9 protein-coding genes and 1 pseudogene are annotated in these 13,796 nt (G+C 57.6%); 1 reads left to right on the top strand and 9 read right to left on the bottom strand.

The genetic code is table 11. The features are described 5' to 3' along the window. The first annotated feature begins 75 nt into the window (after window positions 1–75). Window positions 76–1,182 carry a site-specific integrase gene (locus ACFSCT_RS16910; RefSeq protein ID WP_379144755.1) on the top strand — a complete coding sequence of 369 codons (1,107 nt, stop codon included), beginning with the start codon at window positions 76–78 and terminating at the stop codon, window positions 1,180–1,182. 121 nt (window positions 1,183–1,303) lie between these two features. Here the strand turns inward: ACFSCT_RS16910 and ACFSCT_RS16905 are convergent, their stop codons facing one another. From ACFSCT_RS16905 to ACFSCT_RS16865, 9 genes and pseudogenes are all read right to left on the bottom strand, one after another. Then, on the bottom strand, window positions 1,304–1,846 hold the full coding sequence (locus ACFSCT_RS16905; protein ID WP_379144754.1) for a hypothetical protein: 543 nt from the start codon (window positions 1,844–1,846) through the stop codon (window positions 1,304–1,306). A gap of 755 nt (window positions 1,847–2,601) precedes the next feature. Continuing rightward, window positions 2,602–4,299, bottom strand: a complete 1,698-nt coding sequence (locus ACFSCT_RS16900) for a recombinase family protein (protein ID WP_379144752.1) — start codon at window positions 4,297–4,299, stop codon at window positions 2,602–2,604. 39 nt (window positions 4,300–4,338) lie between these two features. Further along, window positions 4,339–4,539: a type II toxin-antitoxin system prevent-host-death family antitoxin gene (locus ACFSCT_RS16895; RefSeq protein ID WP_374628937.1), complete on the bottom strand. Its 201-nt coding sequence runs from the start codon at window positions 4,537–4,539 to the stop codon at window positions 4,339–4,341. A gap of 71 nt (window positions 4,540–4,610) precedes the next feature. Then, window positions 4,611–4,805 (bottom strand): hypothetical protein, encoded by a 195-nt coding sequence (locus tag ACFSCT_RS16890; protein WP_379144750.1) that lies wholly within the window; start codon window positions 4,803–4,805, stop codon window positions 4,611–4,613. A gap of 305 nt (window positions 4,806–5,110) precedes the next feature. After that, on the bottom strand, window positions 5,111–7,873 hold the full coding sequence (locus tag ACFSCT_RS16885; protein WP_379144749.1) for a DEAD/DEAH box helicase: 2,763 nt from the start codon (window positions 7,871–7,873) through the stop codon (window positions 5,111–5,113). 8 nt (window positions 7,874–7,881) lie between these two features. Next, window positions 7,882–8,382: a hypothetical protein gene (locus tag ACFSCT_RS16880; RefSeq protein ID WP_379144747.1), complete on the bottom strand. Its 501-nt coding sequence runs from the start codon at window positions 8,380–8,382 to the stop codon at window positions 7,882–7,884. A gap of 2 nt (window positions 8,383–8,384) precedes the next feature. Continuing rightward, window positions 8,385–11,609, bottom strand: coding sequence for a DUF1156 domain-containing protein (locus ACFSCT_RS16875; protein WP_379144744.1), 3,225 nt, complete (start codon window positions 11,607–11,609; stop codon window positions 8,385–8,387). 13 nt (window positions 11,610–11,622) lie between these two features. Then, window positions 11,623–12,612, bottom strand: coding sequence for a hypothetical protein (locus tag ACFSCT_RS16870; protein ID WP_379144742.1), 990 nt, complete (start codon window positions 12,610–12,612; stop codon window positions 11,623–11,625). Continuing rightward, window positions 12,612–13,796, bottom strand: a pseudogene (locus ACFSCT_RS16865) (DUF499 domain-containing protein); the annotation flags it as partial. The pseudogene ACFSCT_RS16865 and the gene ACFSCT_RS16870, both read right to left, overlap by 1 nt.

Raw genomic sequence — 13,796 nt, 5'->3', positions numbered from 1 at the left:
TGCATCTGAGACGGTTCATATCACCAATTAACGGGCTTTGACAACTGCTCCCGTTTCTTACGCTCACGGAGGTAAATGATGGCCACGATCCGCAAACGCACGCTGCCCTCGGGCCTGGTCCGCTGGCAGGTGGATTTCACCGATCAGGCTGGCAAACGCCGGTCCAAGCTGTTCCCGCGCCGCAAGGACGCCGACGTCTATCTGGTGAAGGTCCGCTCGCTGGTAGCCAACCACACCTATCTGGCTGACAGTGACAGCACGACGGTGGCCGATGCCGCGAAGGCTTGGCTCGACCATTGCGAGGTGCGCTGCAAGACCGGGCGGCGGATGGAACGCTCGACCCTGCGGGGCTACAGCGACTATGTGCGCCTGCACATCACCGCGTCCGAGATCGGCATCGGGGACAAGCTGATCGCCCAACTGACCCGACGCCATGTCAACGAGTTCCGCGACCGGATGCTGCTGAACGGTCGGTCCGAACACCTGACCCGACGCGCGCTGTCGGTGCTGAAGCTGGCGCTGGATCATGCCATCGACAACGGCCAGTTGTTCACCAATGCCGCCCAAGGGGTGCGGGTAATCAAGTCCAGCCGGATCGAGCACAAGGCACCGGTGCCGACCAAGGAGGCGATCCGCGCGCTGATCGAGGCCGCCGACGAGGATTTCAAGCCGCACCTGATCGTCTCGGCCCTTGGCGGGCTGCGCGCCTCCGAACTGCGGGGCCTGCGCTGGCAGGACGTGGATTTCGACAGGGGTTTCATCCACATCCGCCAGCGCGCCGACGCCTACAACCAGATGGGCGAGCCGAAATCGCGGGCAGGCTTCCGCGACATCCCGGCCGGGCCGATGGTGTTGAACGCCCTGCGTCGCTGGAAACTGCGCTGCCCGAAGAACGCCCTCGATCTGGTCTTCCCCGCGCCGCAGGGCGGGATCCTGCAGCACACCAAGACGCAGGCCCGGTTCCGCAAGCTCTTGGAAAAGGTCGAGGTTACGATGCGCTGGCACGACCTGCGGCACTTCGCCGTGTCGCTCTGGATCGAGCAAGGCTTCTCGATCAAGGAGATCATGACCTTCGCCGGCCACTCCTCCATCCAGATGACTATGGAACGCTACGGCCACCTGTTCCCCTCACCCGATCACCAGAAGGCGATGGCCATGGTCGAGGCGAAGCTGCTGGGATAACAATAAGTTGTCCGGTTGCGAGCGACGTTCCATGGATGTATGTGCACGAAAGTCTGTTCCTTGACTGTGACAAACGTAGACCAAAGCGGAAACCACATCCGAGGCGCTTGGGCTTTCCGGATCAGACCAGACCGCTTTCGCTAGTAGCATCTTGAGACGGCATGTCGTCCACTCCCGTGGGCACATAGCCGCCGGGGAGGAACGCTCGGTCTTTCGGCCAGTAGCCGTGGCCACTTACGTTTACAACCTTGTCCTTCATCCGGGACATGCGCGCAGACAGAGTATTTAGATCGGAACTCTCATCCGGGCTTCCGATGACGATTTCACGGTCGAGCAGCGCCTTGTAGAGCGCGGACCGATCCAGCGGCACTTCGGCTTCGGAAAGCAGCTCAATTACGACACGCTCAAATTCGACCATCGGCGTCTTGGGGCTCTTTACACGAGGCAAATTGGGCTCGGTGACGCTAGGCTCACGCTGCGCCTCCGCCTGCGTTTTCACCGAATCAGTAACCGTTCCGCTGTCTGCTGTATGCGAAGCGCCAGAGGCGAGGTAGCTCTCAGCGATACGCTGTAACTCTTCATACTGGCCCAAGATCCTGTCGATTTCGGCCAGACGCGCCACTACCCTTTGACGCTCAGACTGGAGTTTTTCTATTGCGTTCATGGTGGCCTCCTTCTTGTAGTCGGGTATGTAGCACGATCCGCGTGGCCAAACAACGTTTCAAACGGCACTGGCTTACGTTCGGATTTTTGTATGCGCTACGCTTGCGCGCGGCCCACGCATCAGATATATTTCCGACTGCGGGTAGTCCCGCCAAGATGCCACGGAGGCTACAATGAGAAGAGACCTGGGTCCGTCGCGTTGACAACCGCCCGACGCGGGGGACCTTAAACAGGAAAAGCCAAACCCTGGCAGGTTTGGCTTCCCATATAGGTGGACATCATAGCGGGCCGAAGCCCGTGGACATCCTCGCTTCAACGACCAGAGTGTTCCACAAATTTCGGCCCGCATCAAGTGAAACCCTCTTCCCCAAAAAGGAGAAGGGCATGATCGGGCATATCTGGATCAGGCGTTACACGCGCCGTCGGTTCGGTTGCATCGAGCATGTCTGCGCCCATTGGCGCAGCTTGCCGACGTAACCTGAAGGCGGGTGTGGTCTGTCGCGCCATGCGTTAGCGGCTCGGCAGGCGGAATCTTTGTTAACCAACCTAGGCGGCACTTCGGTGCCGCCATTTTTATGTGGCAGACGGCATCAGTAACCTGTTTGATGTGGGCAATGTAGCTGCCAGGCTGGTCAGGATTTCCGCTTTCTCCCAACAGTTTGCGGCTGTTCCGTGCGACACGACGCCGACGTTGCGACCTCGAAAATCAGCTAACAATCGGAAATCACGCAGTTATTTCGGGTCCAGGGGTAGCCCTCATAACCTGAAGGTCACAGGTTCAAATCCTGTCCCCGCAACCACTGATACCGACAAACCCGTAGCATCCGCTGCGGGTTTTGTTGTTTTTGCAGCCTTTCCAAGGGCTTGCCGCTCCGTCCAGTTCAGGATCGTGCCCAGTTCGCCGTGCAGCGTTGCGTAAATCTCGCCCCGTTCTGGCCCTGGTGTCAGCGAAATCCTCTCGATCAGGCCACGCAATGTCTCTGCCGCTTCCTGCCGCTCTTCCTTGCGATTGAGCGCCTTCGTCAGGTCAGAAACCTTCTTCGCATAGATCGCCGAGGCGCTCGGCAGAATGTCCGGTGTGTCCTCTTGCGCGTCGGCCAGCAGGGTGTTCAGTTCGGTCTTGCGCGCTTCCAGCGTGTCCATCTCTGCCTTCATGCTCTCGTGGAACATGCCGGCCTTGATCGCTTCGATGATACCGCGGATCTGCTTCTCGATCTTCACCAGTTCTGCTTTCCAGGCATCGCCGCTGGAACGGCGCTCCCGGTTCAGCCGATTAGTTTCCTCGGCATAGGCGCGCATCGCCTCCTCGACGATCTCAGGCGCCATCATCCGATCCTTCAGGCCGGAAAGCACGCGGGCTTCCAATTCCTCACGCGGGATCGTGCGGCTGTTTGAACAGGCGCCCTTGCTGATGTGGTTCGAGCAGGCGAACCGATCAGCGCCGCGAAGCGAGTAGGGGCCTCCGCAGCATCCACAGAACACCAGGCCGGACAGAAGGGACTTGGGCCGACGTGTGCCGTTCAGACGGTTCTTTTTGTGGTGTTTGCGCACGGCTTCGGTGACGTTGGCAAACTTCTCGGCGATCTCGTCCTGCCGGACACGGACCGAATGCCAGAGTTCGTCATCGACAATACGCAGCTCCGGCACATCCTTGATGATCCATTCCGATTCCGGGTTCAGGCGTGAGACGCGCTTTCCGGTCGATGGATCTTTGATGTAGCGAAGCCGGTTCCAGATGAGGCGGCCGATATAGAGTTCATTGTTCACCAGCCCCGTGCCGCGCTTCACATGGCCCCGGATGGTGGTGTCGCTCCAGAGCTTGCCAGCCGGACCGGGGACCCCTTCCTCGTTCAATGTGCGGGCGATGGTGCGCGGACCCACGCCGGCGGCGAATTCGCGGAAGATGCGCCGGACAACATTCGCTTCGGCTTCGTTGATTTCCCGGTCGCCGCGAATGGGATCACCGCGCGCATCGAGCTGCTTGACGACATTGTAGCCAAAGCACAGGCCGCCGCCTGACTTGCCGTCCTCGACGCGGCCACGGATGCCGCGATGGGTTTTGGCGGCAAGGTCTTTCAGGAACAGCGCATTCATCGTGCCCTTGAGGCCGACATGAAGCTCGCTGATCTCGCCCTCCGAAAGCGTGACAATCGGAACGCCTGCAAATTTGAGATGCTTGTAGAAGGTAGCGACGTCAGCCTGGTCGCGACTGATGCGATCCAGTGCCTCAGCAAGCACGATGTCGAACTGTCCAGCCTGCGCGTCCTGCAGGAGCGCCTGAATGCCGGGGCGCAGGATCATACTTGCGCCGGAGATGCCAGCATCCTTGTAGGTTCCGACGATCTTCCACTTCTCGCGCTTCGCCTGCTCGCGGCAGATGCGCAACTGGTCCTCGATCGACGCCTCGCGCTGATTGTCGGAAGAATATCGGGCATAAAGCGCAACGCGGGTCATATCGGCAGTCCTTTCAAGCTCCGTGTCGGGGGAGGTATCTTAATTCCGTTCAGGTTTGGATGCGGCCTCGACGGCTTTGCCGCTGCGCTGCGCCGCTGCCAGCAACTCGTCATATTGGGCAGCCGACATCAGCACAAACTCGCGCCGGCCATGTCGCGTGATCTCTACCGGCTCACGGTGAGACTCGTTCAGATACTGTCCGAACTTGCGCTGGAATTCGAGGGAGGTTGTGGTTGGCATCGCAGACTCCAGGAGAATAGGTCTGCTTATATAATACGTATTACACGTATAAATGCAAGAGGATTTGCAGCTCAGCTACGCAGGTGCCGTTGTGCCTTGCGTTCCGCTGCCAGTTTACGCTCGAACTGCTCGCGGGCGATCTGACGCCCAATCAGGCGACCCAGCGACATCACGGCAGCATCTTTGCGCGCAGGATCGTGGCGGTCCGTTTCCGGTCCGGTCGAGGGTGTAACCTCGATATTGATCCTGTTCCGCTTGGCCGCCATCGTCTCCATAATCCCATGCCCCGAAAGGGGGTGGGACAATGGAAGCGCGGAATGTCATCGCATGGAAGGTCTTGAGCAGCCCTGTGCGGTGAATAGGATGCCGTGGCGTAGAAAAGGGACGGCGTATTTGGAAGCGAAAGTGGCTGAACAGATCCCATAAGCACACAGATGATTCCGAATCTTCTCCATCTGCCACGTGCATAATGAATATCTAAACCGTTGAGTTTCTAACGCAAGCCTGAGAAGCATAGAGACGCGATGCGCAATGTTAAGACTAAACACTATCCGAAAATGATAACCATAAGCTAAGTAATCTCAACATAGCCAATGAGTTCCGCAGAGTAGCTTCCATTTCCAGCTGCGGTGCCCTTATGCTTGAGCTCGCGTTGAAGGGACGGCTCGACGGTCTTGCTGAAGATGCTGATCCGCTCATCCTCGTCCAGGAAAGGTCGAGAGGGCGACAACCTGAGCACCTGATCAACCTGGCGCTCAATTGCAGGAAGCCTTGTCCCCTCAGGGCTGACCGCGATGGATTGTATGGTTGTCCGTTTTTCACCTTGACCGTTGGTCGCTTCCACAAGCCACAACGAGAGGATGGCTGGTTCAATTCCATTCCCCTCAAGGGCTACTCCCAGAAAATTCGGATTGAGCGAACGCCACCTGCCCAGTTCCTCCTGGACCGCCGGATGATCAAGCCCCAGGAGATCGCACGTTTCGGAGGAAGTTGCGACATCGCGGTTTAGAGTAAATCGAATGCGGCGGGCACCATCGACCGTAAGTAAATCGATAGTCTCTGCATCAACCTTCGAGAGCCTTAAATTCCGGTCCGCCATGGCCACCGACAAGAAATCAACCAATCGCTCCAAACCCGTGGAAACATCGGAGAACGGCTTGTAATCATCCAGACTGAAGCCTTCGAGATCTTGGAAGAGGTCGAATACTACCTCCCGTGCCTCGCGTGCGTTTGCCAAGGCCGCCTCAAGTTCAACTGCGGTCCGTTTCAGCTCTGGGTCACCCAGAGCCTCTTGGTAAAGCCGATCGTAGTTCAATCGCTCTGACAGCTGCCCAAGTATCTGAGAACGCAGATCTTCTGCGACGTTGCCTTGGTCGTCGACTTTCCCGAGCGTTCTCGCGATTTCCGTAAGCTTGTCGTCAAGCAGAAGAAAAATGCGCCCTTCGATCGTATCTGAAAGGACCAAGTTGTAGACTTGCGCGGTGTGCGCTTGACCATATCGATGAATTCGACCGATCCGCTGTTCCATATCCATTGGATTCCAGGGCAGGTCAAAATTGAAAAGGATGCGTGCGAACTGCAGATTGATGCCCTCGCGGCCTGCTGCGGTGCAGACCATTACACGCGGCCCATCCTTCAACTTGAAGCGGCGTTCAGCAGAGGCTTTGGCGCCGTGATCACCGCCACGGAGAACTACGACGCCTTGACCGGGATATGTCGCCTCGATTTCACTGGCCAAGAGGTCCACTGTTCCCAAATATGTGGCAAAGATCACAATCTTTTCGTTGGGATTTTGACGCCACAAGGTGCCAAGGCCGTCGAGTAGCTTCTGCACCTTGGTTTCACGCTGCACCGGAAAAACCGACAGCAAGTCTGCAATTCGCAACCGCTCTTCCGGTAGATGCAGGTCGATCGCTGCCGAGGCGACATCCTCCATATGAGAGGACGCAAATTCCGAGCCATAAGGATCGGACGCCATCTCCAGCGCTTCCTCGTCCAACTTCTTTGCGAGCCTATATTTTAGGTCGGCCATTATCCGGTCGACTTCACTTTTCCCGATCGGATCCCTTTCAAGCCTCCATTCGGCATGAATCAGCTCCCGCGCTTCATCGAACAGTCGCTCGCGACCTTCAATATCAAGCTCCTTGTCCCGCAAAAGCGCCTCTTGCAGGGTGAGCATGAGCATACGTCGCTTGAGCGTTCGCCTCACGGCAGCGAAGCTGGACGCTGCAATCTTTTGGAAGATCGCCATGAGGAAGCCCAAGGCTCGCCCTTGGTTTCCTTTTCGTTTGGCCAGGTCGAAACCTTCTTCGAGGTATTCGCGCAGCCGCTCATAAAAGCGTCGCTCCTCGTCACCCATCAGGAAGGATTCTGTATGTACCCACCGGCGTGCGAAAAGCGGGTCTCCATCCGGGCGGCAAGCATCCGCCTTGGTCCGTCGGAACATCACGGTATTCAAGCGATGTCGATTTTCCAACATCTCCTCAGGGCTGCCGAAGAGCGTGGGATTTAGCAGTTGGACGAGCATCCAGAACTGGAAGTGATTTCCTTGATGTGGCGTCGCGGAGAGGAGAAGGAGGTCTCGCGTGTGACCTTTCAAAGCCTCGCCGAGTTTGTAGTTTTCCGTCTTCCGAACTTTCCCACCCGTTCGATAGGCGGTCAGGTGGTGCGCCTCGTCAAAGACAACAAGATCCCAATGTGGAGCTTCCAACAGGCGTTTGATGCGGGCTGGCCGCTTCAACGTGTCGATGCTGGCAATGAGCCGGTCATGTTTCGCGAAAGCGTTAGTCTTGCGGTCGGTGATATCGCCTTCCGACCCAAAGACCTCGAAGTCCAGGTTGAAGACTTCGTTCAGCTCCCGGTGCCAGTTGTTTACGAGGCCCGCAGGCACAACCATCAGGGCACGATCAAGCTCACCGCGGCTTGCTAATTCACGGAGCACGAGCGCGGTTTCGATTGTCTTTCCGAGACCGACTTCGTCGGCGATAAGAAATCGACGAGGCGAGGCTGTTGCGATGCGATGTGTCAGAACGACCTGGTGGGGCAGAAGGTCGATCCGCGCGGACGTGAGCGCGGACGCGCTCTCCATCACGGGCAGTGCGTGAGCCTCATAGGATAGCCAGACGGATCGTGCCCGCTCGGCGGTGCCCTCTACTGATCGAAGTATGCGCTCGGTGCGCGACAGTTCTTTCTGGATGCTAGCGATCGGAACGCGGCGCTCTCCGATGCTGAAGAATGCACGGAGGTAGCCGTCGCGAGGTGCTTCAAGCACGACGCCAGCGCCGAAATCGAGATGGGTGATCCGCTCACCGGGGCCGAAGGTAGTCGGTTCCATTTGCACGATCAGGTGATCCTCAAATGGAATAGGCCGACCGACTTGCCGCCCTGCGAGAGAATGATTTCTTGCGGATACTCCCGTGCCTCTCCCCACAAGACCCGTCCGAAATCGATCGTCTCGCTGGAAAATGGCGCAGAGCACCGCCACCGCACGGCATCGGTTGCCAGGTCGATGGGCATTCGCCTCTGGCCGTTGGGCAGCCAGAACACCAGCGATGCCTGACCATCGTAGAAATCCTGGAAAGAGAGGATCGCCGATTTCAGGGAGCCACTAAGCCAGGCATCGGCGTCTGTGGGTGACAGAAGATCGAGGCAGGCATCAAGGCCCGCCACGACCAATGTGTCACCGCCATTGCTCGGCAGGTCATCCGGCCACGATTTTGTGGCAAGCATCAGCTGGCGCAGGCTGTAGACCTCGCTCGCCCGCGCAACCTTTGCGAAGGCGTCGTCGTCCCAAATCCAGCTGACACCCCGACGTTGCCAGACGCTGTCGAGCACCTGTTTCATGCTCAATCCTCCAAGAAGAACGACAGCTGCCGGACCTGCTCTTTGTTGCTGGCAGCCCAGTTGTTGTAGATGCTCAGTGCCCGCGAGGCCGCATTCCGCATCTGCTGCGTCTGACCCCGTTTGCTCATCCACTCGAGAAGGCTCTTCAGCGCCGCGTGCGGCTTGAAGTTCTCGTTCTTCAGCGTGTCGGCCGCGTTGATGCCGCTGCCGTCATAACAGGCCCCCATCAGAACGAAGGTTTGGTCCAGGTCGGCCGACAGCTTGCGCCGGTGCCGTCCCTGCCAATCCTGCGCGATTGCCAGCGGATCGTTGAGGTAGAACATCTTTTTCTCTTCGCGAGCCCAGCCGCGGTTCACGAATTCATCCGGCGCGATACCCGAGCCGCGCAGCATCTTCTGCATCTGGTCCCGAGCGAGCTCAGTCTTGCCGTCGAAGATGCGCAGAAACTGTCGGGTAATCGGCTCTGCGGTCACCGGCGGCGGCTCGGAGGCCTTGTTGGCATCTTCGTCGATCAGTTGGTTGATACCGACGATGGCATCCTTGACCGAAATCGGCCGGCCTTCGTCGACATAGACCTTCCCATAGTGCTGCGAGAAGTATTCGAGCGCCTTGCCGCGACGGATGACCTGAATGTCGGCTTCCGGCAGACCGCGACGGGCGTGGTTCTCTAGCAGCCCCTGCACCTGCCGGACGTCTGCCAAAACCTCACGGCGCATTCGGGCCCAGCTGACGGCTTTGGGCTCTTGAGTGCGCTTTCGGCAAACATGCACGATGTCGTACTCGATGGTCTTGGAGCCGAATTGCCCGTCGCCTTTCGTTTCGTCAGAACGAATGGGATAGGTAGCCTCAAGATAGAATCCAGCATCAAACAACGATTCCAAGACCGCAATCCAAGGATCATCCGCACTATGATGGAAGGTAAAAGCGAGAAGGCCACCTGGTTTCAGTACGCGATATGCTTCAGACCAGCACGCGGTCAAAAGCCGCTGGTAGAAACCATCTGGGTCTTCAGGCTCTCGCGCGCGATTTGATACTACCTCTAGTGCTTTGGGGACCTCGGGACTGGTGAAGAGCGTCGGATAACTCTCTTTCAACGCAAGGCGGAGCCACGAGTAGAAAAATTCAGAAAGCTCCGAGTAATGCAATAGATTTCCAAACGGCGGATCAGTAATCACAAGATCAATGCTCTCGTTTGCGATATTAGCCAGATCCGTAGACGACGAACAAGTAATTCGGGGGATGTTCGAGATTGAATCCCCCACAGGAATCTGTTCTGATTTACCGGTTAATTGTCCTTCAAGTCGCGGATTTAGGCTAGTGAGGCGTTCAACACTTGCCAGATCCCAAGGGTTACGATGCCACTCCTGCGTTTCAAAAAGTGTCGAGAGCGATGAGCGCCAATTTCCTCGGCCAAGGTCAGAGAACACACTGTTCTCCACAAGATTAGCTTTTGGATGGAAGTTTGCATTGCTCAAACTGGGCGCTACGCAGTCCTGCTGAATGTCCCAGAAACAAAACATATTCTGGTGCTGCAGATATCGCAGAAAAGATCCTAGGACATATTCGCGCGTTTCTGGTCGGTGTTTTTCGCCTCCGGATTGACTAATCGCTCGAAGTAGCAAAGCCAATATTAATAGCTGGCGAGGGTTAAACATTGTCCACCAATGTGTGAACCCATAGTTCTCCCGAATGTCGCTATTTGCGATTCCGGTCATAAAACCAAATGGAACTTCGGTTCTTGGCCAAAAATCAGCCAAGTCGCCTTCTTTCCTATTTTCCCACTCATCAACCGCCGCACTGTATTGCCTTGAAAATTTATCATTGAATGGCGCAAAGAAACGCCCTCGATAAGGCAACGAAGAAGCCGCCCGCTTCGGTGCGAACCCTTGAATAGAGTATCCCGCTACTGGGCCGCCTTTCTTGGAGTCGCGGATCGAATTCATCACATCCTGTTGCGAACCACAGGATGCACAGGTGAAGGTAGATCGTTTCGGAACTGTGCCGCCTTCTTTTCCGGTCGAGAAGGTTACCTTAGTCTCGGGGCAGGTTACCGTGTCTGGGAGCTTGCCGCGTACCTCCAACAGACGAATGTGGCTCGCCCGCTCGGCATTCCAGGCGCGGGTAGATTCCGCGTCATCCTGCGGTGCTCCGCCATATTCACTGCCATCCGGGGCAGATTTAGGGCTGCCTGCCAGCCATTCAGGATGGACCAAGAGCGTGAGTTCGACCTTCTTGTTCTTGCCCTTGTCGAGCTTCACCATTTCGGTATGGCCGCAATGGGGGCAGAGTACCCGACCTTTCGGATCGAGGATCGAATAGGGCTTTTCGTCGGGCGCGACATAAAGCGGAACGTCGGGCGCCATGCGCGCCTCGGCATCCTCGATCTCGAAGCGCTCACTGCATGACGGGCATTTGTGCGCCCAATGCTTCACGGTCAGCGTTTTCACCGCCATCACAGGATTGGTCATTATCGGCGTGCGGTGGCCGCAGCCTGTTACCTGGCAGGGCCCGTGTTTCGCCCAGAAGGTGTAGATGATCTCGGGCCCGTCGTAGGCGTAGTCCTTCCGCTCCTCGGGCTTCAAGGCCAGTGGGTCGAAATCCGCATCCATCACCTTGCCCGAGGGCTTGTGCGTCCAGATGCCTTTCTCGCCGTTCGGGCCATCGCATGCGATGAACGGAGCAATTTCCGGCCTAACATCGCTCTCAATATCGGCGAGTAAGACCTCTATTTCCTTGGGATCAATGATTGCCAGCTCATTCTTAACGATGAACCAAGCAAGAGGATTCAGTTCGTTTCCGATGACGTCGAGGCCAAGTCGCGCGGCTTCAACAACCGTAGTGCCGCCGCCCATGAATGGATCTAGTACGGAAATTTTCCGCATATTTGGGTTGGATTTGTGAGATTTATAAACGTTGTTGAAGATGACAGAAGATGCTTCGAACTCCGACTCAGGCGCTTTCGTTGTCGCGGACAAGAGCATTGATCTGAAAACGCTTGATGGCCGCCGTGCCCACCATTTGCTCATTGTGTAAACGGGCTTTCTTCCAGCGCCAGAGGAGCTTTCCACTTTGGCAACTTCATTGATCGGCAGGATCGGGAAATCCACCTCGAGGCAGGTCTTGGGGCGGTTCGGATCGCTGAAATCGACGGTTTCCATGGCGACGGCTTTGCCGGCACCAACCGCACGCGCGACCTCTTGGGCAATTTGTTCTTTCTTGGTCGCCATGGGCGTAAATTCCTTACTTCGTCAATTCAACAAACGGGCAGAGCATCTCGAGCAGGGACAAGCCGCCATGCGCGAGGGTGGGGTAGCCGCCCTGGCTTTTCCATTTCCAGCGTCCGACCGCGAGCAGGTGCTTGCCGTGCTGGCTATCCACCGAAAGGGCAACGGGCGGGACAAAGGGACCGGGATCGTCGTCGCCGGATAGAAGCCGCCCGCTCTTCAGCGCGCCCTTGAGGAAGGACGCCTGTTCGTCCATCGCATCATGGAACAGCCCCGTGGCGGCATACCCATGATCAGAGGTGATGACCAAACGACGACCGGTCGCGAGGCGCTCGACGAACTCCCAGAAATCATCGCTGGTCAACTGCGTTGCGATGTCGCGCGTGAGGAGATCCAGACCCTGACCGGCACCGGCACCGTCGTGCAGCTTGCTATCCGGCCATTGGTGCCAGAACACCCAGTTTGGCGAGGCGTCGATCAGACCGGCGCAGTCCTTCCAAGGAAGGTCAATCGTCTCTGTTCTGGCGGGCGCCAGCTTGTGGACGAGCCCACCACCGTTGTTCTGAAGCTGGCTCCGGCTTCCGAAGCCTAGCGCTTTGGCAAAAGCATTCGTCTCCGACGGAATTTCCGCACCGTAGGCGGCAGCGGTGTGGACAACAAAGCCGCGTTCCTTTGCGCCCTCGAGAAGCCAAGGCATTTCTCGCAGACTAAGCCCATCGAGAATCAAGATGGCCTTGGCGCTGTAAGGCGCGGACCACCATTCAACGATCTTGTCAGCATTCCGCGGGGCGGCGTTCCCAAAGGTCTGCCACAACCCCCATGCCGCTGAAGACAAAAAGTGGTCGATCTCGCCGATGGCACGATCCCGTCGGGTCACTTCTCCAGGCGCCTTTTCTGCATCTAGCGGTGCTCCGCAGATCGCCATGACGCGCTCGATGATCGTGGCCCAAGCCGCATCATCAGGAGCTGTGGTCAGGCCCGCAATCGCTTCCAAGTCCAACGCCATCAGTTGTCCTCCTTGTCGAGTGACAACTCGAACGTCATGCCATCAGGCAGTTTCTTGAGGAGTTCCTTCAGCTGGGCACCGGTCGCAGCGTCCACCTTTATGGTGACGGCTTTCACAGGCGTTGCTGGACCAATTCCCCAACCTTCGAGTTTCCCGATAAGGTTCAGCGGCGAGGTCGCGGGTGCGGCAAAGGGCATGCGAGGCGCGCCAGAGCTGGCACCACCACCGAAGATGCCGCCACCAGGTTGCGGCATCGGGTCCGGCGCGCCTGGTACTGATCCCGGGTTCTCAGACATTCCTCCGGGAGGCGCAGGCGTCGGCTCTGTGCCCCCGCCGAAGAGCCCGCTAGGGGGGGGCGTTCCCGGAGCTGGCTGTGGATTTGCCCCCCCGGTCGCGGGAACAGCAGACGGCGGCAAGATGAACACCTCGTCAAGCTGGCGTCCTGTGTACGAAAGCTTCGGCCGCAGGCGTCGCCACGCGGTCTCTTCGTCCTCGCCTGACTGGGCCTGAAGATACTCCATTCCTCGAAGGTTGATCGCGATCTTGCCTTTGGCACAGAGACGCAAGATCCGCTCTTTCATGGCCGTCTCGCCCAACCATGGGATACAATCCTGGCCTGCCGGGCGAGGCTCTTGCAGTTCCTTAAGTAGCTTGCCGACCGAACTGTTATTGGTTGCGGCCTCAAGCACTAGGTGTTCAAAATCCTCAGGGACGAACAAGTCGTTCGTCATCGCGGTTTCAATCGCTTCCGGAACCTTCGCTCCTTGCTCGCGAAGTGTCTCGATATGGAACTCGCATTTCGACGGGTCGCCAAAGTTCCAACTGTGCAGCACGGCAAAACGATCAAACCGCTTCTTGAGAATGTCCCGCAGCTCACCTTGGTATTTCGACTGCAGTTTACGATACTCCGCATTCTGCGCGCCCCATTCCTGCGCCTTCATTTCCGCCCTAGCGAGGACAAGAAGGTCACGATCATAGAAAGCGTTCGAAGTCCCGCTCCGAGGGATCAGGAACCGAACCGTGTTCCGACGTTTCTGGAGGTGATCTTTGAGCCACTGTCCAAGGCGCTCATCAATGCGATCCGGCTCTTCGGGGAGCACCAAAATCGGTAGGGCGCCTCTAAAAATTGCAGCAATGCGGCGGTCGGGGTATGACGCGGGAGGCGTTCGACGGTAGGGGCATGG

The sequence above is a fragment of the Paracoccus pacificus genome (assembly GCF_042680785.1).
Classification (GTDB): domain Bacteria; phylum Pseudomonadota; class Alphaproteobacteria; order Rhodobacterales; family Rhodobacteraceae; genus Paracoccus; species Paracoccus pacificus.
The sequence above is the reverse complement of the archived record's forward strand: the minus strand, read 5'-3'. Positions and strand labels throughout refer to the sequence as shown.

Coding starts and splice junctions, on each gene's coding strand:
- ACFSCT_RS16900 (WP_379144752.1), bottom strand. CDS start 4,299: ATGACCCGCGTTGCGCTTTATGCCCGATATTCTTCCGACAATCAGCGC.
- ACFSCT_RS16880 (WP_379144747.1), bottom strand. CDS start 8,382: ATGAAACAGGTGCTCGACAGCGTCTGGCAACGTCGGGGTGTCAGCTGG.
- ACFSCT_RS16905 (WP_379144754.1), bottom strand. CDS start 1,846: ATGAACGCAATAGAAAAACTCCAGTCTGAGCGTCAAAGGGTAGTGGCG.
- ACFSCT_RS16895 (WP_374628937.1), bottom strand. CDS start 4,539: ATGCCAACCACAACCTCCCTCGAATTCCAGCGCAAGTTCGGACAGTAT.
- ACFSCT_RS16885 (WP_379144749.1), bottom strand. CDS start 7,873: ATGGAACCGACTACCTTCGGCCCCGGTGAGCGGATCACCCATCTCGAT.
- ACFSCT_RS16890 (WP_379144750.1), bottom strand. CDS start 4,805: ATGGCGGCCAAGCGGAACAGGATCAATATCGAGGTTACACCCTCGACC.
- ACFSCT_RS16875 (WP_379144744.1), bottom strand. CDS start 11,609: ATGGCGACCAAGAAAGAACAAATTGCCCAAGAGGTCGCGCGTGCGGTT.
- ACFSCT_RS16870 (WP_379144742.1), bottom strand. CDS start 12,612: ATGGCGTTGGACTTGGAAGCGATTGCGGGCCTGACCACAGCTCCTGAT.
- ACFSCT_RS16910 (WP_379144755.1), top strand. CDS start 76: ATGATGGCCACGATCCGCAAACGCACGCTGCCCTCGGGCCTGGTCCGC.